We start from the raw sequence: 25,057 nt of genomic DNA, 5'->3' as shown, positions 1-25,057 counted from the left end.
TGACTTGGCTTTTTTGACTAGTAATTTAAATAGCTTTCAACTTCAGATTTCTCAATTTCTTTACCGTAGTGGCAAATCGGACAAGAAACGAAGTAATTTTTACCATAAGGGAAAAGTGGAATCCAGTAGAGGGTGAACTTGCGTCCAGTTTCTACGATCTCCCAAGTGTCGACATTGTTACAGTGACCGCATTCGATCGCAGTTTGCGTATGTCCCAAATCTTTCTGATAACCTTTAGAACCCCAAAATAAAATCATGTCATCGTCTCCTTATCTGTTGATGGCTTATTTTTTGCTGAAGTCATAGTCTTTCACTACTTCGATACTATCAATGGTGATAGCAGACGTTGGTTTGTCTTTCTCATCTTTTTCAGCTTTGGCAATCTTGTCAACAACGTCCATACCATCGATGACTTGACCAAAGACAGGGTGTTTACCATCTAGGCTAGGATTTCCGCCTTCTTTATAAGCTTCGATGATTTTCTTTGGATACTTGCTTGTAGGGAGTTTAGCAGAAATGTCTGTCGAGTTTTGGTTGATGAAGAACTGGCTACCGTTGGTGTTTGGTTGACCAGTGTTAGCCATAGCAAGGGCTCCGCGGATATTGTATAGGTAAGGAGAGATTTCATTTTTGAAACCAGTTCCTTTGTCCTTTGTTTTATCATTATCATGCCAGATAGATTGGCCCCCTGTACCATCTCCCTTAGGATCTCCAGTTTGGACCATAAATCCATCGATGACACGGTGGAAGGTGATGCCGTTATAATAGCCTTCCTTAGCGTGAGTAAGGAAGTTTTCAACCGCAAGAGGAGCGAGTTTAGGGAAGAGCTTAATGCGAATATCACCCTGACTCGTGTGGAGAATGACCTCGGCTTCATCTTCAGCAACTTCTTTAGAAAGTTGAGGGAAGTTAGCATTTTCATTGGTCAAAGCGTCATTCAAATCTTTGGCAGCCTGAGCAGCTGCTTTAGAACTTTCTTCAGCTGAGATACTAGAGTCAACATAGTCATCGCCACGGAGACCACGTTGGATACTAGTACATCCTGCAAGGGCAACAGTTGATAGTAAAAGAAGGGTTGCTAGTTTTTTCATTGTTTTCCTCTCAAAAATTCATTTCTACCATTGTACCTTAAAAGGAGATTGATTTCAAATGTTTAAAAAAATTTAAAACTCTGTCAAGTTTTTTTCTTGACACCTGTCAGAAATCTGCTATAATAGAACATGTGCTAAATAGCTCAGCTATTTCACCGAAATAAAAAAATAAGAAAAGAGACATTAAAAATGGCAGTTAAAATCCGTTTGACTCGTATGGGTTCTAAGAAAAAACCTTTCTACCGTATCAACGTAGCAGACTCACGTTCACCACGTGACGGACGTTTCATCGAAACAGTTGGAACTTACAACCCACTTGTTGCTGAAAACCAAGTAACTTTGAAAGAAGACCGCGTTCTTGCATGGTTGGCTGATGGAGCTCAACCTTCAGATACAGTTCGCAACATCCTTTCAAAAGAAGGCGTATTGAAAAAATTCCACGATTCTAAATTCTCAAAATAAGTTTAAAGTAGGTTGACAGATGGATACGATTGAAAATCTCATTATTGCGATTGTGAAACCTTTGATTTCACAACCAGATGCCTTAACTATCAAGATTGAAGACACACCAGAGTTTTTGGAGTATCACTTGGATCTTGACCAAAGCGATGTCGGTCGTGTTATCGGTCGTAAGGGTCGCACTATCTCAGCGATAAGAACGATTGTCTACTCTGTCCCAACTGAAGACAAAAAAGTAAGAATCGTTATCGATGAAAAATAAAAAAGCGGGACAGAAGTCTCGCTTTTTTTGTGAGGAGGAGAAGATGAAGGATTTAACGTTTAGACAATTACAAGCTTACTTACTAGATCATTACCAGCAATCTCGAACTGAGGAAGGCCTCTTTATCAAGCTAGTGGAGGAAGTCGGAGAAGTAGCTGAAGTCTTGAATGGGCGCTCTGGTAGAAAAGGGGGCGTTCAGGATTCAAACGAGGAACTTGCTAAAGAACTGGCTGATATCATTCACTACACTGTTGCAATTGCAGCCATCAATGATATTAATCTTACCAAAACCATCTTTGACAAAGATAAGAAGGCTGCCATCAAGTACCAACATGAACGAGATTTGGAAGGGTTTTTGGAAAGTCTCCAAGAAAATCATAAATAAACTCTTTTAAGTAATAAAGGGACTTTTCACCAAGCTTAGGCTAGCTAGCAAATACCAATCCTAGAAATAGCATCTAGGATTTTACTATGCTAAAATGGAAAGACAGTCTCAAAGAATTCTAGTCAATCAATCTTGAGGATAGCTACTTTTAAAGGGAGTAACAATCTATGAACGAGAAAACAAAAGCATACCTAGCGGCCTTATCCTTTTCAGTCATCATTGGTTTTTCTTTTTTATTTACTAAGATTGCTTTGGACTATGCTAGTCCTCTCACAAACTTAGCACATCGCTATACAATCGCTGCTCTGGTATTGGTCATCCTTCATCAAACAAAACTTATCAATGTAAATTTAAGTAGAAAAGATATTCTTTCTATTCTTCCTATGAGTCTTTTCTATCCACTCCTCTTCTTTATTTTTCAATCCTTTGCTTTACAGTATATATCGTCTTCTGAAGCAGGAATTTTACAAGCTCTTGTCCCGATTTTTACTCTCCTTTTGGCATCGGTCTTTCTCAAGGAAAAGACAAGTTTGTTGCAAAAGTTCTTTTTAATTTTATCCGTAGCAGGAGTAGTTTTCATCTTCCTTAGTAAAGGAGCGAACTTTAGCACGGAAACTGCTAGCTTGGGCTTTCTATTGATGTTGGGATCTGTTCTCGCCAATGCAATAAACAATATCCTCAGCAAGGCTAAAGGAGGTCGTTATCGGGCAATGGATATGACAGCTGTTGTGATATTTGTTGGCTTCGTCACCTTTAATACGCTGAGTCTGACCTCGCACTATCTAGAGGGGAACATATTAGCTTACTTTGCGCCGTTTGGACAGTTGCCCTATCTGCTTTCCATTCTCTATTTGGGAGTTCTAGCCTCTATCGTGACTGGTAGTCTCTCTATCTATGCTATTGTTCGACTTGGAGCATCAACCGTCAGTGTCTTTGGTAATCTTGGAACAGTTTTGACCATTCTAGCCGGAGCACTTATCCTCCACGAACCGATCTATAGCTACCATGTGATAGGAGCAACTTTGATTATTGCTGGAATTTTAGGCATGAATCTGATGAGAAGAAAGTAAAGATTGCTTAGCAGTCTTTTTCTTTATCTATATTGTACAGAAAATTCAAAATTTTTAATGAAACTAAGTTTAGAAAACCATGATTTTAATATAGCATGATAAAATAGATAAAAAGAATAATACTAGGATAAAGAAGAGAGAGTTTAGAAATGAAGCAAAATGATATAGCTGAAGCTATTGCTTTTTATAACAGAAAACCTGAGACTTTGGTACGTCACATTATACCAGTCGTAGATTGTGATTTGGTTGTTTATCATCGTCCGGGAAACGCAAATAAAGGCCACATTATTTTTTATCATGGAGCTTGTGGCCGTAGTCAGATGTGGGCCCACCAGTATGATGCTTTTGATGGATTTGACCTTTACTTTGTCAATGTTAGAGGGCAGGGTGAATCACCTATGAAAGTTGGGCTACCCGACTTAGAAGGCGCTGTTCAAGATGTAGATGCCATTTTGTCCTATTTTAAGCTGGATAAGGTGATATTGGTTGGTCATTCTTGGGGAGGAAATCCACTTCAAGAGTATACCTATCGCCATCCAGAAAGAGTCCTAGCCTTGGTCATGGTAGATAGTTGGGGACAGCATCGATACTTATCAGAGAAAGAAAGAGGTCGAATCAAATATAGTTCTCTTATGTACAAAACGATTCCATGGAATGTGATTGCTGATAAGAACTCAAAAATGTGTACTGATAACCCTATCACAAGAGAATTAATCAAGACGGCCATTATAGAAACTGGGCGAGATGTTTTTTTGAACCTTGGAATTACAGGTTTTTTTGCTGTCCATGAGATAGAAGGTTATCATGGAAATCCTCCTATGCTATTAGTAAGAGGCGAAAATGATTTTCCCAAACACCTAAAAATGATCTACGATGGTATCATTGCCTTAAATCCCAATGCGCGTCAAGTAACGATTTCAGACAGCAAACACCAACCGATGAATGACCATCCTCAAGAGTTTAATCAAATAGTTGGTGATTTTTTTGAAGAAGTAGTAGCCTTGTAAGATAGTACTATCCAACTTGTGAAAATCCCTGGAACGTGATAAAATAAAGGATAGAAAAAGATACAGGAGACAAGATGAACTACTTTAATGTTGGGAAAATCGTCAATACGCAGGGGCTGCAAGGTGAGATGCGAGTCTTGTCTGTGACGGATTTTGCTGAAGAACGCTTTAAAAAAGGAGCAGAGCTGGCTTTGTTTGATGAAAAAGATCAGTTTGTCCAAACAGTGACCATTGCTAGCCACCGTAAGCATAAGAACTTTGACATTATCAAATTCAAAGACATGTACCATATCAATGCAATTGAAAAGTACAAGGGTTATAGTCTCAAGGTCGCTGAGGAAGATCTGAATGACCTAGACGATGGGGAATTCTATTATCACGAGATTATCGGTTTGGAAGTTTATGAGGGTGATAACTTGATTGGAACTATCAAGGAAATCCTGCAACCAGGTGCCAATGATGTCTGGGTGGTCAAGCGAAAAGGTAAGCGAGATTTGCTTTTACCCTACATTCCGCCAGTAGTTCTCAATGTTGATATTCCAAATAAACGGGTCGATGTGGACATCTTAGAAGGACTAGATGATGAAGATTGATATTTTAACCCTCTTTCCTGAGATGTTTTCTCCGCTGGAGCACTCGATCGTTGGAAAGGCTCGTGAAAAAGGGCTCTTGGATATCCAGTATCATAATTTTCGAGAATATGCTGAAAAGGCCCGTCACGTCGATGATGAACCATATGGAGGCGGTCAGGGGATGTTGCTCCGAGCCCAACCAATTTTCGATGCCTTTGACGCTATTGAAAAGAAAAATCCGCGCGTCATCTTGCTTGATCCTGCTGGGAAACAGTTCGATCAGGCTTATGCTGAAGATTTGGCCCAAGAGGAAGAGCTAATCTTTATCTGCGGTCACTATGAAGGGTATGACGAACGCATCAAGACCTTGGTAACCGATGAAATTTCCCTAGGAGACTATGTTTTGACTGGAGGAGAATTGGCGGCTATGACTATGATTGATGCGACTGTTCGCTTGATTCCAGAAGTGATTGGCAAGGAGTCTAGTCACCAGGACGATAGTTTTTCTTCGGGATTGCTCGAATATCCCCAATACACACGTCCTTATGACTATCGAGGCATGGTGGTTCCAGATGTGCTTATGAGTGGGCACCATGAGAAGATTCGTCAGTGGCGACTTTATGAGAGTTTAAAGAAAACCTATGAGCGCAGACCAGATTTGCTAGAAAACTATCAACTAACAGCAGAAGAAGAAAAAATGCTGGCTGAAATCAGAGAAAACAAAGAATAAAGGAGAACCTTATGCAAGTAATCAAACGTAATGGAGAAGTTGCAGACTTTGATCCAGATAAAATTTACCAAGCTGTTCTAAAAGCGGCTCAGACTGTTTATGTTTTGACAGATGATTTGCGTCAAAACCTCGCTCAAGTCACTAAAAAAGTAGTCTTAGACTTGGAAGAAGCAAAAGTGGAACGTGCGACCATTAGTATGATCCAATCAATGGTTGAAAATCGTTTGTTGGGGGCAGGATATATCACCATCGCAGAACACTACATTTCTTACCGCTTACAACGCGATTTGGAGAGAAGTGGTTACGGAGACCATATCGCAGTCCACCTGCATTTTGAACAAATTCGTTAAGAAAAAGAGTGGGATGAAAAGCATCTCACTCTTTCTTAAATCTATTTTTCTGAGCTGTTTGTACAGTTGAAGGGACGAAACGAAGTCTTTTGATATCAGTGATTCGGATGATACGTGTCACATTTTTTGTAAAATTTTTAACAACAATCTGTTGACGGCTGCTATCATATTTGACAATATCACCAGTGAAGCTTGTTTCAGCTAGTATGACATGAATAGCAGTTTGTTTCTGGATGGCTTGTTCAATTGTAGCAATGAGGGAGTCATTTTCAGAATAATCTCGTTCATCATGTCCACTGAGAAAGTCTTGTATCTTATCTAAGACATGCTTGAATGTATATCTCATAGGCTTCTCCCCTCTTATATAACCATATTATATAAAATTTTCCTAAAATCTACAAGATTTTACGAATAGACTATAGAAAGCATATCACATAAAGGAGTTAAAATGGCAGAATTTACATTTGAAATCGAAGAACACTTACTGACCTTGTCTGAAAATGAAAAAGGATGGACAAAAGAACTAAACCGAGTCAGCTTTAATGGCGCTCCAGCAAAGTTTGATATTCGAACTTGGAGCCCTGATCATACCAAAATGGGAAAAGGAATCACCCTTACAAATGAAGAATTTCAAGTAATGGTGGATGCTTTTGAAGGAAATCAATAAAAGGATATTGAGTTTTTGACTCAGTATCCTTTTTGGGTTAAATTGAGAAGTATGCTTGTCCCCTAAGTCGTTGTAATAGTGGACGACTAATGAAACTGATCGCTATGATCTTACCAAGATCAGGAAGGATAAAAGGAAGGACACCAACAGCGAGTGCCTTATCAAATGACATACCAGCAAGGAAGTGGAGGCTGAGAATACCTCCGACAAAGACGAGGGAATCACCCAAGAGGTTGGCTAGGAAAATGCGGATATAGCCACTGTTCTGATGGATGAGATAAGAGGTAAGTCCTGCATAGACAAGGTCGAACCAAAGATAGCCTGAACTTGGACCGACTAAAACGTGAAACCCAGCTCCTCCCCCTGCAAAGACAGGTAAACCAATGGCACCCAGCAGGAGGTAGAGAGCTACAGAAAGGACAGCTTCTCTAGGTCTAAAAACAGTAGCAATCAGACCGATCGCAAAGTTTTGCAGAGTGAAAGGTACAGGACCGATAGGGAGACTGATTTGTGCCAATACGGCGATGAGAGCAGCACCGATAGCAGGGATAGCATAGATATGAGCTTTTTTCAAAATTGTTAACCTCTTTTTAAAATTATAGTAACTATTATACTAATTCAGGAAGAAAAGTCAACCTGTTTTTAAATTAAGGGTAACATTTTTTGTAACAGCCGATTTTGCAAGTAAAAAGAGACCACATGTGGTCTCTTTCGGCAATTAGCGCATGGTCACAAATTCTTCTGAGGCGGTTGGGTGGATAGCTACTGTAGCATCAAAGTCTTCCTTGGTAGCCCCCATCTTGATGGCCACAGCGAATCCTTGAATCATCTCATCCACTCCGTAACCAAGTCCGTGAAGTCCAACAACTTTTTCGTCAGCACCAGCGGTGATGAGTTTGAAGCGAGATTCTTGACGATGGCTTGTAACGGCAGAGTACATAGATGCAAAGCTTGACTTGTAGACTTTGATGTTATCTTGGCCGTATTCTTTGATAGCTTGATCCTCGCTTAAACCAACCGTTCCGATTGCTGGGTGGGAGAAGACAACAGTAGGGATAGTCGTGTAGTCCATCTTGGCATTTGTTTTGCCGTTGAAGAGGCGCTCAGATAGGGTACGTCCTGCCTTGATGGCTACTGGGGTCAGTTCTTTCTCACCAGTAACATCTCCAAGAGCATAGATGCCATCTACAACTGTATTTTGGTATTCATCTACTTGGATAAATCCACGTTGGTTGAGTGTGACGCCAGCCTTTTCTAACTCCAGACCGTCTACATTTGGCCGGCGACCGGTAGCCCAGATAACTTGGCTGGCAGTATGACTAGAACCGTCTTCAAAATGAATGGTAATACCTTCCTCCGTTTCTTCGAGCTTGACGGGTACCTTATGCGTGTGCAAAGGTAGGCCTGTTTTTTCCATTTCATTGACAAGTCCTTCAACGATATAGCTGTCAAAACCACGCAAGGGACGATCACGACGGACAAACAAATCCGTTTTTACTCCTAGTGCGTGGAGAACACCTGCTAATTCAACAGCGATATAACCAGCTCCAAGAATCGCAACGGATTCAGGAAGTTGCTCCCAAGCAAAGACATCGTCTGAGCTGCCACCGAGTTCAGCTCCTGGAATAGTTGGGATGCTTGGACGAGCGCCAGTCGCAATCACGATATGCTTGGCACGAATCAATTCACCATTAACGATGACTGTGTGGGAATCAACAAAATGAGCACGACCTTCAATCAAATCAACCCCGTTGCGCTTGAAACTTCCATCATAAGTCGAGCGGGCACGATCGATGTAGGCTTCACGATTTTGACGAAGCTTTGCGAAATCAAATTGAACATCTGAACTCGTAAAACCGTAGTCAGGACCGTAGTGGTGGAAGCTTTCAGCAATCTGCGCTCCATACCACATGATTTTCTTAGGAACACAGCCAACGTTGACACAAGTTCCACCTAATTTTTTCTCTTCGATAACAGCTGCTTTAGCACCGTGTTCACCAGCTCGGTTCATAGTGGCGATACCGCCACTCCCTCCACCGATGGCTATGATATCATATTCTCTCATAGAAAACTCCTTATAGATTTGATAGTCATATTCTATCGTTTTTATTTTTTGAATGCAAAAATCTGCTACGCTCTAAAGAAATAGCAGAAATCACTTGCTAAATATAGAAATAAGGTGTATGATGTTACTAGTACAATTCTGCATAAATCAAATGGAAACAAGGCATGTTTCCTGAATTGTTCTCTTTTCTCTCTGAACAATCATTGTTTAGAGTAGGTAAATTTGCTATAATAGTCTTTGTATTGAAAATAAAATAGGAGTTTTGTGATGAAGGGGAATAAGAAAACTAAAAAATGGCAACTATACACAGCTATTGGTGCTGCAAGTATTATTATAACCAGTGCAGTGGGTATTTTGCTATTTAGACAGCCCTCTCAGGCTGCCGGTAAGGATGACACATCGCATCTCGTAGTCGCAAAGGAAGGAACAGTTGCCTCCTCTGTTCTTTTATCTGGTACCGTCACCGCAAAAAATGAACAATATGTTTATTTGGATGCAAGTAAGGGTGAGGTGGATGAAATCTTGGTTTCTGTTGGAGATAAGGTTGACAAAGGACAAGCGCTCGTAAAATACAACAGCACAGAAGCGCAGTCTGCTTATGATGCAGCTAACCGTGCCATAGCCAAGGCTGATCGTCGTATCAATGACTTGAAGGAATCACGAAACAACACTCTAGCTGATTCGGAAGAATATGATGATGGAGCACAGGGTTCTTCTGTCTCTTCCATTGATTCTCAGATTAGTGATGCTCGTGATAGTCGTGCTGATGCAGAGGCACAACTTAAAAAGGCGCAGGCCCAATTGGACGCAACAAAGGTTTTGAGTACGCTAGAAGGTACAGTTGTAGAAGTTAATCGCAATGTATCAAAGTCCACAACTGCTGCAAATCAAGTGATGGTTCATGTAGTAAGTAACGACAATCTACAAGTCAAGGGAGAACTTTCCGAGTACAATCTTGCCAACCTTTCTGTTGGCCAAGAAGTGACCTTCTCTTCTAAAGTTTACCAAGATAAAACTTGGACAGGGAAGATCAGCTTTATTTCAGCTTACCCTAAAAATAGTGGAGAAGGAACGAATGCTATAACTGGGGGGAATACTGGTTCTAAATATCCCTATACGATTGAAGTAACGAGTGAGATTGGTGATTTGAGACCAGGTTTTACCGTTAGTGTTGAGGTTAAAAGTGACAAGAAATCAATCCTCGTACCCTTAACCAGTGTCATTACTGAAGACGGAAAAAACTACGTTTGGGTTGTTGACGAAGAGAATAAGGCTAAGAAAATCGAAGTTAGCCTAGGAAATGCTGACGCAGAAAACCAAGAGATCACATCTGGTTTGACAGACGGAACCAAAGTCATCAGTAATCCAACGACTTCCTTGGAAGAAGGAAAAGAGGTGAAGGCTGATGAAACAACTAATTAGTCTAAAAAACATCTGCCGGAGCTATCGAAATGGTGAACAGGAACTGCAGGTCTTGAAAAATATTAATTTGGAGATTGGCGAAGGGGAATTTGTTGCCATTATGGGACCATCTGGTTCGGGTAAATCTACTCTGATGAATACCATCGGAATGCTGGACACCCCAACTAGCGGCGAATACTATCTAGAAGGTCAAGAAGTGGCCCGTCTAGGTGAAAAGCAGTTGGCACAGGTACGTAACCAACAAATTGGCTTTGTCTTTCAACAGTTCTTTCTTCTGTCAAAGATGGATGCTGTTCAAAATGTCGAGTTACCCTTGATTTATGCAGGAGTTCCAGCTGCCCAACGTCGCAAATTGGCAGAGGAATATCTGAGTAAAGTAGAGTTGACTGATCGTATTCATCACCTTCCTTCGGAGTTGTCTGGCGGTCAAAAACAACGGGTGGCCATTGCGCGTGCTCTTGTTAACGATCCCTCAATCATCCTAGCTGATGAACCGACAGGCGCCTTGGATACGAAAACAGGAAGCCAAATCATGGAACTCTTGGTTGAGTTAAATGAAGAAGGCAAGACTATTATTATGGTAACGCACGAGCCCGAAATTGCAGCCTATGCAAAACGCCAGATTGTAATCCGTGATGGGGTTATTTCATCTGATAGCGCTCGTTTGGAAGGAAAGGAGAACTAAGATGCAAAATCTGAAATTTGCCTTTTCATCTATTATGGCACACAAGATGCGCTCTTTTTTGACCATGATTGGCATTATCATCGGGGTCTCTTCAGTAGTTGTCATCATGGCTTTAGGGGACTCTATGTCTCGTCAGGTCAATAAAAATATGACAAAATCTCAGAAAAATATTCAGGTATTTTTCTCACCAATTAAAAGTAAGGACGGTTCCTTTACACAAAAGCAATCTGCACTGACACTATCTGGTAAAGAAGAAGATGTTCACGTAGAACCACCTAAAACACAGGAATCGTGGGTTAAGGAAGCTGCCAAACTAAAAGGCGTGGATGGCTATTATGTGACTAATAGTACAAATGTTACTTTGACCTATAAGGATAAAAAGGTAGAGAGAGCAAGTCTGACAGGTGGAAATATGACTTATATGTCTGCTGTAGAAAATAAAATTATTGCAGGTAGGGATCTGAGAGAACAAGACTACCGAGATTTTGCAAGTGTGATTTTGCTAGATGAAGAACTCGCTAAAAGTCTTTTTGACTCGCCTCAGGCAGCACTCAATCAAATCATTTCAGCCAATGGATATAGCTATCGCGTGATTGGTGTTTACTCTAGTCCTGCTGTTAAAAGTGCTAAGATGTTTGGTGTAGGTGGCTTACCAATTACAACCAATGCTTCTGTAGCAGCTAATTTTAATGTAGAGGAAATTTCTAATATTGTCTTTCGTGTGAATGACACGAGTCTAACTCCGACTTTGGGGCCAGAACTCGCACGCAAGATGACAGAAATTGCAGGAGTACAGCAGGGAGAATATCAGGTTGTAGACGAAACCGCCGCTTTTGCAGAGGTTCAGCAAATCTTTGGTTTTATGACCGCTATTATTAGTGCTATCGCAGGAATCTCTCTCTTTGTGGGAGGGACTGGGGTTATGAATATCATGCTGGTTTCTGTAACGGAGCGTACTCGTGAGATTGGTCTTCGTAAAGCATTGGGAGCTACACGGGCTAATATCTTGGTACAGTTTTTGATTGAGTCCATGATCTTGACCTTGCTAGGTGGAGTCATCGGCCTAGTAAGTGCAGCGGGCTTGACCACGCTAGCAGGCGCTTTGTTAAAAAATATGATGGAAGGAATAGAAATTGGTGTCTCGCTACCGATCGCTCTCTTTAGCTTGGCTGTTTCGGCCAGCGTTGGTATGATTTTCGGAGTCTTGCCAGCCAATAAAGCGTCTAAGCTTGATCCAATTGAAGCCCTTCGCTATGAATAAGATAAACAAGATGGACATTTGTCTATCTTGTTTTTGTATGGATTTTCCTATCGAAAATCACTAAAAATATGATATAATGAAGTGTTAGAAAAACAGGTTTCATTTGCCTGGAAAGGAAAAATTATGTCTGAAAAGAATTTTTATATTACAACACCGATTTACTATCCATCTGGTAAACTTCATATCGGTTCTGCTTACACAACCATCGCCTGTGATGTTCTAGCGCGTTACAAACGCCTCATGGGTTACGATGTCTTTTATCTGACAGGTCTTGACGAGCATGGTCAGAAGATCCAGCAAAAGGCTGAAGAAGCTGGCATCACACCTCAAGCCTATGTTGATGGGATGGCGGTTGGAGTCAAAGAACTCTGGAAATTACTCGATATCTCATATGATAAATTCATCCGTACAACTGATGATTACCATGAAAAAGTAGTGGCTCAGGTCTTTGAACGCTTACTTGCTCAAGATGATATTTACTTGGGCGAATACTCTGGTTGGTATTCAGTTTCAGATGAGGAATTCTTTACAGAAAGCCAGCTTGCAGAAGTTTTCCGTGACGAAGCTGGAAATGTGACGGGCGGTATTGCTCCATCAGGTCACGAGGTCGAATGGGTTTCTGAAGAATCTTATTTCCTTCGCCTCAGCAAATACCAAGAACGCTTGGTTGAATTTTTCAAATCTCACCCTGACTTCATCACTCCAGATGGTCGTCTCAATGAAATGTTGCGTAACTTCATCGAACCAGGCTTGGAAGACTTGGCCGTATCTCGGACAACCTTTACTTGGGGCGTGCCAGTGCCGTCCAATCCTAAACACGTAGTTTATGTTTGGATTGATGCTCTTCTCAACTATGCGACAGCTCTTGGATATGGTCAAGATGAACATGGTAACTTTGATAAGTTCTGGAATGGAACGGTCTTCCACATGGTCGGAAAAGACATTCTTCGTTTCCACTCTATCTACTGGCCAATCCTTCTCATGATGTTGGATGTCAAATTGCCAGACCGTTTGATTGCCCATGGTTGGTTTGTCATGAAAGACGGTAAGATGTCTAAGTCTAAAGGAAATGTCGTTTACCCTGAAATGCTAGTAGAGCGTTATGGACTGGACCCACTTCGTTACTACCTCATGCGTAGCCTCCCAGTCGGTTCAGACGGAACCTTCACTCCAGAAGACTATGTAGGCCGTATCAACTATGAATTGGCCAATGACCTTGGAAACCTCCTCAACCGTACAGTTTCCATGATTAACAAGTACTTTGATGGGCAAATCCCTGCCTATGTAGAAGGTGTGACAGAATTTGACCATGCTCTTGCTCAAGTAGCAGAGCAATCTATCTCTGACTACCATACACACATGGAAGCCGTTGATTACCCACGTGCTTTAGAGGCAGTCTGGACTCTCATCTCACGTACCAACAAATACATCGATGAGACAGCTCCATGGGTCTTGGCTAAGGATGAAGCCCTTCGTGACCAGTTGGCAAGTGTCATGAGCCATTTGGCAGCCAGCCTTCGTGTCGTAGCTCACTTGATTGAACCATTTATGATGGAAACTAGTCGCGCTGTATTGGCACAACTTGGTCTAGCAGAAGTTTCTAGCCTAGAAAACTTGAGCTTGACAGATTTCCCTGCAGGTGTGACTGTTGTTGCCAAAGGAACACCAATCTTCCCACGTCTGGACATGGAAGAAGAGATTGCCTATATCAAGGAACAAATGGAAAGCAACAAACCAGCAGTCGAAAAAGAATGGAATCCAGATGAAGTTGAACTCAAACTCAACAAGGATGAAATCAAGTTTGAAGACTTTGATAAGGTCGAGATCCGTGTCGCAGAAGTCAAAGAAGTGTCTAAAGTGGAAGGTTCTGACAAGTTGCTCCAATTCCGACTAGATGCTGGTGATGGAGAAGACCGTCAAATCCTCTCAGGAATTGCAAAATACTACCCAAACGAACAAGAATTGGTCGGCAAGAAAGTCCAAATCGTTGCCAACCTCAAACCACGCAAGATGATGAAAAAATATGTCAGTCAAGGAATGATCCTCTCAGCTGAACATGATGGCAAACTAACCCTTCTCACAGTTGATCCAGCTGTACCAAACGGAAGTGTGATTGGGTAAAGCAAAAAACCAACGTTAGGCACGTTGGTTTTTCTTGTTATGCGCGAGATTTTCTAAGAAGTAGTCCATCTCCTTTTGCGACCTGAGAACAATTACTTTCTCTGGATAGCTTTCTTGAATCTGCTGATAACGTTCCTTAGCGGATTTGCTCCGTCCATCCCAGAGAATCCATCTGATAAAGTCCCAGTCAAATCGTTCAGGACAGCCTGCAGCCATACTTTCTCTGACCTTGCCGCGATATGTGAGATAACGTTTGAAGGCTCGAAAGAGACAAGACAATGGGGAAAAGTTGAGAAAGATGATTTGGTCAGCTTCCTGCATTCTTTCCTCGTAATAGCACCAAGAGTAGTTACCGTCGATGACCCAAGCTTCATGCTTTGTGAGAAAGTTTTTCATCTCGGTCAACATCCATTCGCGGTCACTGTCTTGCCAACCAGGTTGAAATTGGAGTGTATCCATATGCAGTTTTGGGATGGAGTAGTAGTTTGATAATTTTTCAGCTAGGGTTGACTTACCAGCTCCAGAATATCCGATGATTGCGATTTTCATTTTCTACCTTTTCTGATTAGAGGACAAAAAAACAGCCTCTATGGACTGTTTCTTATTTAGCAAGTTTAGCTGAAAGACGAGCTTTATCGCGGCTTGCTTTGTTTTTATGAATCAAACCTTTAGTTTCTGCTTTGTCGATAGCTGAGCTAGCAGCACGGAAAAGTTCTTCAGAAGGGTTTGCTTCGAAAGCTTTGATAGCAGTACGCATAGCTGATTTTTGAGCTGAGTTTTTTTCGTTTTGTTTAACGTTCAATTCAGCGCGTTTGATAGCTGATTTAATGTTTGCCAATGTTCTTACCTCCATATTTACTAACTATACCATTATATCTGAAAACTTAGGTTTTGACAAGGGGAAATTATTTTTTTAGGTAAATTTCATCGATTTCATGGTTTTTAGCCTTGTGGAGAATGATCTCGGCACGATTCCTTGTCGGTTCGATATAGTTTTGCAGATTTATTAGATTAATGCTAGTCCAGATCTGATGAGCGAAGGCTTCGACCTCTCTTATTGGCATTTGAGTAAAACGGTGGTAGTAGCTTTCAGGATCATTCTGGGCAAAGCTGAGGAGTTTTAAGAAACGATCCAGATACCAACTTTCAATATCCTCGACAGCAGCATCCACATAGATGGAGAAATCAAAGAAATCAGTGATGTAAAGGCGCTCATTTTGAGGATTTTGGAAGACATTGATTCCTTCAACGATGACAAAATCCGCAGCCTTAACGCGTTGTTTCTCCCCAGGGACGATGTCATACACTTCATGAGAATAGACTGGAATATCGACATCCTGTCCATTTTTTAGGCGGTCAAGAAAATTCAGCAAGGCTTCCATGTCATAACTCTCTGGAAAACCTTTGCGATTTAAGATATCTTGCTCAATTAAAGTTTGATTGGGATAGAGAAAGCCATCCGTTGTCACTAGTTCTACAGTAGCATCCGGGAGAGTACGTGATAGAAGAATCTGAAGTAAGCGACTAGTGGTCGATTTCCCCACAGCAACACTACCAGAAACCCCAATGATAAAAGGTTGGGGCTTGCTATCTCTTTGAAGAAAGATTTCTTTTGAGAAAGACAAATCTTCTTTGGCTTTTTTATAGATATGGATAAGGTGAACCAGTGGCAGATAGATGTCGGTCACATCTTGTAGGCTGATTTGGTCATTAAAACTCTTGATGGAGTCTAGTTCTTCTTCCGTCAAGGGAGGGGTTGTCTTGCGATGCAAGGACTGCCAGGTTTGGCGGCTGATTTTCTCAAAATGTAAAAATTCGTTGGTCATAATTTTTCCTCGTTCGATATCTTAGTATATCATATTTCGTAGTCAAAGAGAGAATGAAATTCGATATTTATCATTCTGATTCTTGAAAGTTGCTATAAGTTGCCTCTAACAGGGAAAAATAGAGTGAAAAATACAAAGATCATTTAATTATTATCATAACAGATTTAGTTTGTTTGTTGAACTTCAGCTTTGTAAACGATTTAACATTTCACTAAAATATGGTAAAATAGTTTTATGAGTAAAATGTATTATGCAGAAAATCCTGATGCTGCTCACGACATTCATGAGTTGAGAGTGGAGTTGTTGGGAGAAAACATGACCTTTTTGACGGATGCGGGTGTTTTTAGCAAGAAAATGGTTGACTTTGGGAGTCAGTTTTTATTGAAGTGTTTAGAGGTTAATGAAGGAGAAACGGTCCTTGATGTGGGTTGTGGTTATGGGCCCTTAGGGCTTTCTTTGGTCAAGGCTTATGGAGTTCAGGCAACCATGGTTGATATCAATAATCGTGCTCTAGACTTGGCTCGACAAAATGCTGAACGAAATAAAGTAGAAGCAACGATTTTCCAATCCAATATCTATGAACAAGTTGAAGGGAAATTTGACCATGTTATTTCTAATCCGCCTATTCGAGCGGGTAAACAAGTTGTTCATGAGATTATCGAAAAGAGCAGAGATTTCTTGAAAGATGGAGGTGATTTAACCATTGTCATTCAGAAAAAGCAAGGTGCTCCGAGTGCTAAAAGTAAGATGGAAGACGTTTTTGGAAATTGTGAAATCGTAAAGAAAGATAAGGGATACTATATCCTTAGAAGTGTGAAAGAATGAGAGCAGTTGATTTAATTCAAAAGAAACGAGATGGTCAAGAACTGACTGCAACTGAAATCAAATGGCTGGTAGAAGGCTATGTGGCAGGAACTGTTCCAGACTACCAGATGTCAGCTTTTGCTATGGCTGTTTATTTTAAAGGAATGACGACACGAGAGATTTCTGACCTGACGATGAATATGGTCAAGACAGGTCAGGAGTTTGACTTGTCAGCTATTGGTGGGGTTAAAGTTGATAAGCATTCGACTGGTGGTGTAGGTGATAAGGTGACCTTGATTTTGGCTCCCCTTGTTGCGAGTTTCGGTGTGCCCGTTGCTAAAATGAGTGGTCGTGGTCTAGGCCATACTGGTGGGACAATTGATAAATTGGAGTCCATTAAGGGCTATCAAGTCGAGCGTAGTCAAGAAGATTTCATTCGCCAGGTGCAGGACATTGGTGTATCTGTCATTGGGCAGTCCGATCAGCTGGTTAAAGCAGACAAGCTTCTCTATGCCCTCCGTGATGTGACTGCAACTGTCGACACGATTCCTTTGATTGCTAGTTCTGTTATGAGCAAGAAAATTGCTGCAGGAGCGGATGCCATTTTACTAGACGTAACGGTCGGTGAGGGTGCCTTCATGAAGACGGTTGATGAGGCGCGTGAATTGGCTCAAACCATGGTGGATCTTGGTAAGGCAGTTGGTCGAAAGACGGTAGCAGTCATTACGGATATGAGCCAACCCTTGGGAAGAGCCATTGGCAATCGTCTCGAAATTCTTGAGGCAATCGAGATTCTTCAAGGTAAAGGCCGAGAAGATATTAGTTATTTTATCTGCGAGCTAGCTCAGATTATGCTTGGCTTGGCTGATGTTGAGAAAACGGTCGAGGAAATCCGTCAACATCTTGAGAATGGCCAAGCACTGGCTAAGTTTGAAGAAATGGTGGCAGCACAAGGCGGTGATTTAGATGATCTCTATCGCCCCGTCAAAGTTGACCATGTGGTGGAAATTCCAGCTCAAGATACGGGTGTTATTTCAGCTCTTCCTGCAATGGAATTTGGGCTCTATGCCATGAGACTAGGTGCCGGTCGTGCAGTCAAGTCTGATGACCTGGACTATGAAACAGGGATTGTTTTCGAAAAGAAAGTTGGAGACTCCGTTCAAAAAGGGGAAATTGTTGCAAAAGTTTATACAAATGGAAAAATTTCTTCTGAACTAGTTACAGAATTTCAAAAATATGTTAAAATAAATGATGGAGTGCAAAGTTTACGAGAAATTATAGAAATTATCTCATAAAACTAGGGAGAATCCGAATATGAAGTTAAATAAATATATCGATCATACGCTTTTGAAGCAAGATGCGAGTCAAGAACAAATTGATTGTTTGCTATCTGAAGCGCGTGAGTATGACTTTGCCAGCGTTTGTGTCAATCCCACATGGGTTAAACATGCCAAAACAGGGCTTGAAGGCTCAGATGTAAAGGTTTGTACAGTAGTTGGTTTCCCTCTTGGAGCAACAACTTCAGCTGTGAAAGCTTTTGAAACAAAAGAAGCTGTCCAAAACGGTGCAGATGAGATTGATATGGTTATCAATGTCGGCGCCCTCAAATCAGGCAATCTTGATTTAGTTGAGTCGGACATCCGTGCTGTTGTAGAAGCAAGTGGTGACAAGTTGGTTAAGGTTATTATTGAAGCCTGCTTGTTGACAGACGATGAAAAGGTTGTGGCCTGCCAATTATCCCAAAAAGCAGGAGCTGACTTTGTTAAAACATCCACTGGATTTTCAACTGGTGGTGCCACTATTGAGGATGTTCAGTTGATGCGTAAAACAGTCGGGCCAGATATGGGAGTTAAGGCAGCTGGTGGAGCTCGTTCATATGCGGATGCTGTTGCTTTTGTGGAAGCAGGCGCTACTCGTATCGGAACATCAGCTGGTGTGACCATTTTAAAAGGAGAACTAGCATATGGCGACTACTGAGTTGATTGAACTAGCAATTGAAACCAGCAAGTATGCCTATGTCCCCTATTCTCACTTTCCCATCGGAGCTGTTTTAGTTGCCAAGGACGGTAGCATTTATACGGGTGTTAATATCGAGAATGCTAGTTATCCCTTGACTAATTGTGGAGAACGTACTGCTATTTTTAAAGCAGTTTCGGAGGGGCAACGGGAATTTTCAGAGTTGATTGTCTACGGACAAACTGAAAAACCCATCTCGCCATGTGGTGCTTGTCGCCAGGTCATGGTTGAGTTTTTTGAACAAGATCTAAAGGTGACACTTGTCGCTAAAGATAAATCGACGGTCGAGATGACGGTCGGGGAGTTACTTCCATACTCATTTACAGACTTAAATTAGTCTGAGCTACTCTTCGAGTGGCTGTGGTCTACGTGACCAAACGATCTATACTTGCAACATCGTTGCACATCTTATTTAGGAGGTTCAGTAATGAACAAGAAACAATGGCTAGGCCTTGGTCTAGTTGCAGTGGCAGCAGTTGGACTTGCTGCATGTGGTAACCGCTCTTCTCGTAACGCAGCTTCATCTTCATCTGAAATGAAGACGAAAGCAGCGATCGTAACAGATACTGGTGGTGTTGATGATAAATCATTTAACCAATCAGCTTGGGAAGGTTTGCAAGACTGGGGTAAAGAACACAATCTTTCTAAAGATAAAGGCTTTACTTATTTCCAATCAACAAGTGAAGCAGACTATGCTAACAACTTGCAACAAGCGGCTGGAAGTTACAACCTGATCTTCGGTGTTGGTTTTGCACTTCACAATGCAGTTGAAGAGGCAGCAAAAGACCACTCTGACTTAAACTATGTCTTGATTGATGATGTGATCAAAGATCAAAAGAATGTTGCGAGCGTAACATTTGCTGATAACGAAGCAGCTTACCTTGCTGGTGTTGCAGCAGCTAAAACAACTAAAACAAAACAAGTTGGTTTTGTAGGTGGTATCGAATCTGAAGTTATTTCACGTTTCGCTGCTGGATTTAAGGCTGGTGTTGCCTCAGTAGACCCATCTATCAAAGTACAAGTTGACTACGCTGGTTCATTTGGTGATGCTGCCAAAGGTAAAACAATTGCAGCAGCTCAATACGCTGCAGGTGCAGACGTTGTCTACCAAGCAGCTGGTGGTACAGGTGCTGGTGTCTTTGCTGAAGCAAAATCTTTGAACGAAAGCAAAAATGAAAACGAAAAAGTTTGGGTTATTGGTGTAGACCGTGACCAAGCAGCAGAAGGTAAATACACTTCTAAAGATGGTAAAGAATCAAACTTCGTTCTTGTATCTACATTGAAACAAGTTGGTACAACTGTAAAAGATATTGCCAACAAAACAGAAAAAGGTGAATTCCCTGGTGGACAAGTTATCGTCTACTCATTGAAAGATAAAGGGGTTGACTTGGCAGTAACAAACCTTTCAGAAGAAGGTAAAAAGGCTGTCGAAGATGCAAAAGCTAAAATCCTTGACGGAAGTGTAAAAGTTCCTGAAAAATAATGAATAAAAGTCATTTCTTAGGAAGCGGCCATCGGTCGCTTCTTTAAGAATTGAGGCAATTTTTGTCTCAATAGAGCTTGTTAATGTGATTAGCAGGTTTTATTGAAATAAAATAAACCTCTGAAAGGAAGAGCATATGGCACACGAAAATGTCATTGAGATGCGGGATATTACCAAGGTGTTTGGTGAATTTGTAGCAAACGACAAGATCAACTTGCAACTGCGAAAAGGTGAAATCCATGCACTTTTAGGAGAAAATGGAGCGGGTAAATCCACTCTGATGAATATGCTGGCAGGACTTCTTGAGCCAACTAGTGGTGAAATTGCGGTGAATGGTCAAGTTGTCAAACTAGATTCCCCTTCTAAAGCTGCTAGTCTAGGAATTGGGATGGTTCACCAACATTTTATGTTGGTTGAAGCTTTTACAGTAGCTGAAAATATCATTTTGGGGAGTGAAATCACTAAAAATGGTGTGCTAGATATAGCTGAAGCTACTAAAGAAATCAAGGCTCTTTCTGAACGTTATGGTTTGGCAGTGGATCCTGCTGCTAAGGTGGCGGACATTTCCGTTGGTGCCCAACAACGTGTAGAAATTTTGAAAACACTTTACCGTGGTGCTGATATCCTTATCTTTGACGAACCTACAGCTGTATTGACTCCTTCAGAGATTGACGAGTTGATGGCTATCATGAAAAACCTTGTCAAAGAAGGAAAATCCATTATTTTGATTACCCATAAACTGGATGAAATTCGTGCGGTATCTAATCGAGTGACAGTTATCCGTCGTGGGAAATCAATCCAGACGGTTGAGATTGCTGGAGCTACCAATGCCGATTTGGCAGAAATGATGGTAGGGCGCTCTGTCTCCTTCAAAACGGAGAAACAGGCACCACAACCAAAAGAAGTGGTCTTGTCTATCAAGGACTTGGTTGTTAATGAAAACCGTGGTGTTCCAGCTGTGAAGAATCTTTCTTTGGATGTTCGTGCTGGTGAGATTGTTGGTATTGCAGGTATTGATGGCAATGGTCAATCTGAACTCATTCAAGCCATTACAGGTCTTCGTAAGGTTGAGTCTGGTAGTATTGAATTAAAAGGCAAATCAATCGTGGGGATGCATCCTCGACAAATTACAGAACTAAGCGTGGGGCATGTTCCTGAGGATCGTCACCGTGATGGCTTGATTTTGGAGATGATGATTTCAGAAAATATCGCTCTTCAAACCTACTACAAAGAACCACTCAGCAAGAATGGTATCTTGAACTATGCCAATATCACTTCACATGCTAAGAAATTAATGGAGGAATTTGACGTCCGTGCGGCAAGCGAATTTGTTCCAGCAGCAGCTCTTTCAGGAGGAAATCAACAAAAAGCGATTATTGCTCGTGAGATTGATCGTGATCCTGAACTCCTTATCGTCAGCCAGCCAACTCGTGGTTTGGACGTTGGTGCCATTGAGTACATTCACAAACGCTTGATTGAGGAACGTGATAATGGCAAGGCTGTTCTCGTTGTCAGTTTTGAATTGGATGAGATTTTAAATGTCTCAGACCGTATTGCTGTTATCCATGATGGTAAGATTCAAGGTATTGTATCGCCAGAAACGACTAACAAACAAGAACTTGGTGTCTTGATGGCTGGTGGAAACTTGGGAAAGGAGAAGAGTGATGTCTAAAAAATTACAACAAATTTCGGTTCCCTTGATTTCCGTATTCTTAGGAATCTTGCTCGGAGCCATTGTCATGTGGATTTTCGGCTACGATGCTATCTGGGGGTATGAGGAGTTGTTTTATACAGCTTTTGGTAGCCTTCGTGGGATTGGGGAAATTTTTCGTGCCATGGGGCCTCTAGTCTTGATTGGTCTTGGTTTTGCTGTTGCTAGTCGGGCAGGTTTCTTTAACGTTGGACTTCCTGGTCAAGCACTTGCAGGCTGGATTCTCAGTGGTTGGTTTGCCTTGTCAAATCCAGATATGCCTCGTCTCGTGTTGATTCCATTAACAGTGATTATTGCTTTGATCGCAGGTGGAATTGTTGGTGCGATTCCAGGTATCCTCAGAGCCTATCTCGGTACGTCAGAGGTTATCGTGACCATCATGATGAACTACATTGTATTGTATGTGGGAAATGCCTTTATTCATGCCTTTCCTAAAGATATTATGCAAAGTACAGATTCAACGATTCGTGTTAGTGCCAATGCTACATACCAGACACCATGGTTATCAGAGTTGACTGGAAATTCCCGTATGAATATCGGAATCTTCTTTGCAATCATTGCTGTTGGCGTGATTTGGTTCTTGCTCAAGAAAACGACTCTCGGTTTTGAAATTCGTGCAGTTGGTCTTAATCCCCATGCTTCGGAGTACGCTGGTATTTCAGCAAAACGTACAATCATCCTATCAATGATTATCTCTGGTGCTTTGGCTGGTCTTGGTGGAGCGGTAGAAGGTCTTGGAACTTTCCAAAACGTTTACGTTCAGGGATCATCATTGGCTATCGGATTTAACGGGATGGCAGTTAGTTTGCTTGCTGGAAATTCACCAATTGGAATCCTCTTTGCAGCCTTCTTATTTGGTGTTCTGCAAGTTGGTGCGCCGGGTATGAACGCTGCGCAAGTTCCGTCTGAGCTTGTTAGCATTGTAACAGCGTCTATTATCTTCTTTGTCAGCGTTCACTATATTATTGAACGCTTTGTCAAACCGAAAAAACAAGTTAAAGGAGGTAAGTAAGGATGTCTATTACAACATTACTCACCCTCTTGGTCTCTTCTATGCTGATTTACTCAGCACCACTTATTTTTACGAGTATCGGAGGAGTTTTCTCTGAACGTGGTGGTGTCGTTAACGTCGGTCTTGAAGGAATTATGGTTATGGGAGCCTTTTCTGGGGTTGTCTTTAACCTTGAGTTTGCAGAACAACTTGGAGCAGCGACTCCTTGGATTTCCTTGTTAGTTGCTGGTATCGTGGGAGCTATTTTCTCCCTCATCCATGCAGTCGCTACAGTTCATTTCCGTGCAGACCATGTTGTCAGTGGTACAGTATTGAACTTGATGGCTCCTGCCCTAGCGGTTTTCTTGGTTAAAGTTCTTTATAACAAAGGACAAACGGATAACTTAAGCCAGACTTTTGGACGTTTTGATTTCCCAGTTTTGGCTGATATCCCTGTGATTGGAGATATCTTCTTCAAGTCAACAAGTTTGCTAGGTTATATCGCGATTGCCTTCTCTTTCCTTGCATGGTTTATTCTCTTTAAGACACGTTTTGGTCTTCGCCTTCGCTCTGTTGGTGAACACCCTCAGGCAGCGGATACCTTGGGGATCAACGTCTACAAGATGCGATATCTTGGAGTTATTATTTCAGGATTCCTAGGTGGAATTGGGGGAGCGATTTATGCTCAATCAATCTCAGTTAACTTCTCAGTGACGACTATTGTCGGTCCTGGATTTATCGCCCTTGCTGCAATGATCTTTGGTAAATGGAATCCAATCGGTGCTATGCTTTCTAGTCTCTTCTTCGGACTTTCACAAAGTTTGGCAGTTATCGGTTCTCAATTACCTTTCCTACAAGGAGTGCCTGCAGTTTACCTTCAAATCGCGCCTTATGTCTTGACCATTCTTGTCTTGGCAGCCTTCTTTGGAAAAGCAGTTGCACCAAAAGCAGACGGTATCAACTATATCAAGTCAAAATAAGCATACAAAAAAACGTCAGTTTCAAACTGGCGTTTTCTATTTTTAAAATTTTAGTTTTAAAACATATGATAATAAATTTATAGCGAATAAGTAACTCTTAAATTTTAAGTTCTAATTAAACTTAATTTTCAATTTTTAGTATTCTAAAAATTTTAGGTAACATTATAATTATATATATTAAAAGGGTTCCTCCCCCGAATATGAATATCACCCCTCCATTCACTTCTTTTTGAAAAAGATAAGTGAATACTATGGTACCTATCGGCATGATAGATGTATTCAGTGTAAATAAAGTACTCATTACTCTGCCTAAAAATTTTGTTTCGATGGTACTTTGAAGGTAAGTCATCACAATAATATTTAAAACAACAAGAGTAAACGCAATGATTCCCATAAATATACTACCAAGAAAAGAAATAATAATTTGAGAGTTAGTTGATGCAAATGTGATGCCTAAACCAATAATAGCCATAGTTAAGAGAACAAGTGGCATGGTTATCTTACTCGAGAGTAAGATGTTGTTTTCTTTCTTATCTGGCAATAGTGACATTGAAATACTGGCTAAAAGCATTCCTACTGCTGCCATAGTTTCAAGCATTCCTACTGTCGAGTTACCTAACAGAAGTTGTTCTTTTACTACAAATGGCACCCCAATACTGATAGATGTGTAGAAAAAATTGAGGATAACACTTACAAGAATAATGTATTTTACAATTTGATTTTCTTTAAGAAATTGAATGATTCCTTTGACTCCATGCAGAGGATTTTCACAATTCGTAGCCTTGTTCTCTTTCTCGTTATATTCATAGTAAAATTTCATACTAAGTAGAACTCCTAAAGAGAGGAGGTTTGCAAAGATTTCAATTAGAATAAAACCTGCAAAACCTAACCAACCATAAAAAATGACTCCAATAGCTGGAGAAAGCATGGTTGCAATTGCAATGGCAGTCTGTGTAACAGAACTTAATCTTTGAATTTTTTTATCATTTACTAATTCATGAATTGAGGCTGAATAACAAGTATCACTTATATTGACTGTAATAGAGTGAAGTATTACAAACGGAATTACTAGGTATAAGATACTCGAAGAATCCATAAG

The 25,057-nt window shown here is 41.1% G+C and carries 30 protein-coding genes; 21 read left to right on the top strand and 9 right to left on the bottom strand.

The features are described from left to right. Nucleotides 1-17: 17 nt before the first annotated feature. A complete protein-coding gene (locus D8805_RS01950) occupies nucleotides 18-257 on the bottom strand; it encodes a zinc-ribbon domain-containing protein (RefSeq protein ID WP_125415242.1) in 240 nt (79 codons plus the stop codon). 27 nt (nucleotides 258-284) lie between these two features. Further along, nucleotides 285-1,091 (bottom strand): peptidylprolyl isomerase, encoded by an 807-nt coding sequence (locus D8805_RS01945; protein WP_125415241.1) that lies wholly within the window; start codon nucleotides 1,089-1,091, stop codon nucleotides 285-287. A gap of 189 nt (nucleotides 1,092-1,280) precedes the next feature. Between D8805_RS01945 and rpsP the strand changes: the two genes are divergently transcribed. The 8 genes from rpsP to D8805_RS01905 all read left to right on the top strand — a co-directional run bounded on the left by rpsP (nucleotide 1,281) and on the right by D8805_RS01905 (nucleotide 5,926). Then, nucleotides 1,281-1,553, top strand: a complete 273-nt coding sequence (rpsP, locus tag D8805_RS01940; protein ID WP_000268760.1) for a 30S ribosomal protein S16 — start codon at nucleotides 1,281-1,283, stop codon at nucleotides 1,551-1,553. Between the two features lie 19 nt (nucleotides 1,554-1,572). Further along, on the top strand, nucleotides 1,573-1,812 hold the full coding sequence (gene kphA / locus D8805_RS01935; RefSeq protein ID WP_000379617.1) for an RNA-binding protein KphA: 240 nt from the start codon (nucleotides 1,573-1,575) through the stop codon (nucleotides 1,810-1,812). Nucleotides 1,813-1,855: 43 nt separating this feature from the next. Further along, nucleotides 1,856-2,197, top strand: a complete 342-nt coding sequence (locus D8805_RS01930; RefSeq protein ID WP_125415240.1) for a MazG nucleotide pyrophosphohydrolase domain-containing protein — start codon at nucleotides 1,856-1,858, stop codon at nucleotides 2,195-2,197. Nucleotides 2,198-2,364: 167 nt separating this feature from the next. After that, a complete protein-coding gene (locus D8805_RS01925) occupies nucleotides 2,365-3,267 on the top strand; it encodes a DMT family transporter (RefSeq protein ID WP_125415239.1) in 903 nt (300 codons plus the stop codon). A gap of 149 nt (nucleotides 3,268-3,416) precedes the next feature. Continuing rightward, entirely contained in the window at nucleotides 3,417-4,274 is an 858-nt protein-coding gene (locus D8805_RS01920) for an alpha/beta fold hydrolase (protein WP_125415238.1), read from the top strand. A 74-nt stretch (nucleotides 4,275-4,348) separates the two neighbouring features. Then, nucleotides 4,349-4,867 (top strand): ribosome maturation factor RimM, encoded by a 519-nt coding sequence (gene rimM / locus D8805_RS01915; protein WP_084942732.1) that lies wholly within the window; start codon nucleotides 4,349-4,351, stop codon nucleotides 4,865-4,867. After that, on the top strand, nucleotides 4,857-5,576 hold the full coding sequence (gene trmD, locus D8805_RS01910) for a tRNA (guanosine(37)-N1)-methyltransferase TrmD (RefSeq protein ID WP_125415390.1): 720 nt from the start codon (nucleotides 4,857-4,859) through the stop codon (nucleotides 5,574-5,576). The genes rimM and trmD overlap by 11 nt, the downstream gene beginning before the upstream one ends. 11 nt (nucleotides 5,577-5,587) lie before the next feature. After that, nucleotides 5,588-5,926, top strand: coding sequence for an ATP cone domain-containing protein (locus D8805_RS01905; protein ID WP_001196053.1), 339 nt, complete (start codon nucleotides 5,588-5,590; stop codon nucleotides 5,924-5,926). A gap of 25 nt (nucleotides 5,927-5,951) precedes the next feature. Here D8805_RS01905 and D8805_RS01900 read toward each other — a convergent pair whose 3' ends face one another. Then, nucleotides 5,952-6,272 (bottom strand): hypothetical protein, encoded by a 321-nt coding sequence (locus D8805_RS01900; RefSeq protein WP_125415237.1) that lies wholly within the window; start codon nucleotides 6,270-6,272, stop codon nucleotides 5,952-5,954. Nucleotides 6,273-6,374: 102 nt separating this feature from the next. On the opposite strand from D8805_RS01900, the gene D8805_RS01895 reads away from it, so the two are divergent. After that, nucleotides 6,375-6,593 carry a YdbC family protein gene (locus D8805_RS01895; protein ID WP_125415236.1) on the top strand — a complete coding sequence of 73 codons (219 nt, stop codon included), beginning with the start codon at nucleotides 6,375-6,377 and terminating at the stop codon, nucleotides 6,591-6,593. Nucleotides 6,594-6,630: 37 nt separating this feature from the next. Here D8805_RS01895 and D8805_RS01890 read toward each other — a convergent pair whose 3' ends face one another. Continuing rightward, complete coding sequence (locus D8805_RS01890; protein WP_125415235.1) at nucleotides 6,631-7,167, bottom strand: biotin transporter BioY; 537 nt, start codon at nucleotides 7,165-7,167, stop codon at nucleotides 6,631-6,633. A 144-nt stretch (nucleotides 7,168-7,311) separates the two neighbouring features. Further along, nucleotides 7,312-8,658: a glutathione-disulfide reductase gene (gene gor, locus D8805_RS01885; protein ID WP_084976185.1), complete on the bottom strand. Its 1,347-nt coding sequence runs from the start codon at nucleotides 8,656-8,658 to the stop codon at nucleotides 7,312-7,314. Nucleotides 8,659-8,925: 267 nt separating this feature from the next. Here gor and D8805_RS01880 point away from each other — a divergent pair, with 267 nt between their 5' ends. The 4 genes from D8805_RS01880 (at nucleotide 8,926) to metG (ending at nucleotide 14,147) form a co-directional block, all read left to right on the top strand. After that, nucleotides 8,926-10,080, top strand: a complete 1,155-nt coding sequence (locus tag D8805_RS01880; RefSeq protein WP_000677995.1) for an efflux RND transporter periplasmic adaptor subunit — start codon at nucleotides 8,926-8,928, stop codon at nucleotides 10,078-10,080. Next, nucleotides 10,064-10,765 (top strand): ABC transporter ATP-binding protein, encoded by a 702-nt coding sequence (locus D8805_RS01875; protein WP_000811477.1) that lies wholly within the window; start codon nucleotides 10,064-10,066, stop codon nucleotides 10,763-10,765. The genes D8805_RS01880 and D8805_RS01875 overlap by 17 nt, the downstream gene beginning before the upstream one ends. Nucleotide 10,766: 1 nt before the next feature. Beyond that, the gene (locus D8805_RS01870; RefSeq protein ID WP_001180412.1) at nucleotides 10,767-12,026 is read left to right on the top strand and encodes an ABC transporter permease; all 1,260 of its coding nucleotides are present in this window, start codon (nucleotides 10,767-10,769) and stop codon (nucleotides 12,024-12,026) included. A gap of 123 nt (nucleotides 12,027-12,149) precedes the next feature. Continuing rightward, nucleotides 12,150-14,147: a methionine--tRNA ligase gene (gene metG / locus D8805_RS01865; RefSeq protein WP_125415234.1), complete on the top strand. Its 1,998-nt coding sequence runs from the start codon at nucleotides 12,150-12,152 to the stop codon at nucleotides 14,145-14,147. Between the two features lie 15 nt (nucleotides 14,148-14,162). Here metG and D8805_RS01860 read toward each other — a convergent pair whose 3' ends face one another. The 3 genes from D8805_RS01860 to coaA all read right to left on the bottom strand — a co-directional run bounded on the left by D8805_RS01860 (nucleotide 14,163) and on the right by coaA (nucleotide 15,973). Next, on the bottom strand, nucleotides 14,163-14,696 hold the full coding sequence (locus tag D8805_RS01860) for a DNA topology modulation protein (protein WP_000684214.1): 534 nt from the start codon (nucleotides 14,694-14,696) through the stop codon (nucleotides 14,163-14,165). A 52-nt stretch (nucleotides 14,697-14,748) separates the two neighbouring features. Then, a complete protein-coding gene (gene rpsT, locus D8805_RS01855) occupies nucleotides 14,749-14,985 on the bottom strand; it encodes a 30S ribosomal protein S20 (protein ID WP_001274000.1) in 237 nt (78 codons plus the stop codon). Nucleotides 14,986-15,052: 67 nt separating this feature from the next. Further along, nucleotides 15,053-15,973, bottom strand: a complete 921-nt coding sequence (gene coaA / locus D8805_RS01850) for a type I pantothenate kinase (protein WP_000180478.1) — start codon at nucleotides 15,971-15,973, stop codon at nucleotides 15,053-15,055. A 234-nt stretch (nucleotides 15,974-16,207) separates the two neighbouring features. Here coaA and D8805_RS01845 point away from each other — a divergent pair, with 234 nt between their 5' ends. The 8 genes from D8805_RS01845 to D8805_RS01810 all read left to right on the top strand — a co-directional run bounded on the left by D8805_RS01845 (nucleotide 16,208) and on the right by D8805_RS01810 (nucleotide 23,958). After that, a complete protein-coding gene (locus D8805_RS01845; protein WP_009013953.1) occupies nucleotides 16,208-16,798 on the top strand; it encodes a class I SAM-dependent methyltransferase in 591 nt (196 codons plus the stop codon). After that, the gene (locus D8805_RS01840) at nucleotides 16,795-18,072 is read left to right on the top strand and encodes a pyrimidine-nucleoside phosphorylase (protein ID WP_001202933.1); all 1,278 of its coding nucleotides are present in this window, start codon (nucleotides 16,795-16,797) and stop codon (nucleotides 18,070-18,072) included. Before D8805_RS01845 ends, D8805_RS01840 begins: the two co-directional genes overlap by 4 nt. Nucleotides 18,073-18,091: 19 nt before the next feature. After that, nucleotides 18,092-18,754, top strand: a complete 663-nt coding sequence (gene deoC, locus D8805_RS01835) for a deoxyribose-phosphate aldolase (RefSeq protein WP_000773691.1) — start codon at nucleotides 18,092-18,094, stop codon at nucleotides 18,752-18,754. Beyond that, nucleotides 18,741-19,130, top strand: coding sequence for a cytidine deaminase (locus D8805_RS01830; protein WP_000246115.1), 390 nt, complete (start codon nucleotides 18,741-18,743; stop codon nucleotides 19,128-19,130). The genes deoC and D8805_RS01830 overlap by 14 nt, the downstream gene beginning before the upstream one ends. Nucleotides 19,131-19,220: 90 nt before the next feature. Further along, the gene (locus D8805_RS01825) at nucleotides 19,221-20,276 is read left to right on the top strand and encodes a BMP family lipoprotein (protein ID WP_001036146.1); all 1,056 of its coding nucleotides are present in this window, start codon (nucleotides 19,221-19,223) and stop codon (nucleotides 20,274-20,276) included. 136 nt (nucleotides 20,277-20,412) lie between these two features. Then, nucleotides 20,413-21,948, top strand: coding sequence for an ABC transporter ATP-binding protein (locus tag D8805_RS01820; RefSeq protein ID WP_000929826.1), 1,536 nt, complete (start codon nucleotides 20,413-20,415; stop codon nucleotides 21,946-21,948). Further along, nucleotides 21,941-22,999, top strand: a complete 1,059-nt coding sequence (locus D8805_RS01815; protein ID WP_000038684.1) for an ABC transporter permease — start codon at nucleotides 21,941-21,943, stop codon at nucleotides 22,997-22,999. The genes D8805_RS01820 and D8805_RS01815 overlap by 8 nt, the downstream gene beginning before the upstream one ends. 2 nt (nucleotides 23,000-23,001) lie before the next feature. After that, on the top strand, nucleotides 23,002-23,958 hold the full coding sequence (locus tag D8805_RS01810) for an ABC transporter permease (protein WP_000029131.1): 957 nt from the start codon (nucleotides 23,002-23,004) through the stop codon (nucleotides 23,956-23,958). Nucleotides 23,959-24,079: 121 nt separating this feature from the next. On the opposite strand, the gene D8805_RS01805 is transcribed toward D8805_RS01810, so the two are convergent. After that, a partial coding sequence (locus D8805_RS01805; RefSeq protein ID WP_125415233.1) for an MFS transporter occupies nucleotides 24,080-25,057 on the bottom strand: 978 nt, incomplete at its 5' end.

This window comes from Streptococcus oralis subsp. dentisani (genome assembly GCF_003944205.1).
Classification (GTDB): Bacteria; Bacillota; Bacilli; order Lactobacillales; family Streptococcaceae; genus Streptococcus; species Streptococcus oralis_BH.
Note: the sequence above shows the minus strand (reverse complement) of the source record. Positions and strands in the feature narration are given on the sequence as shown.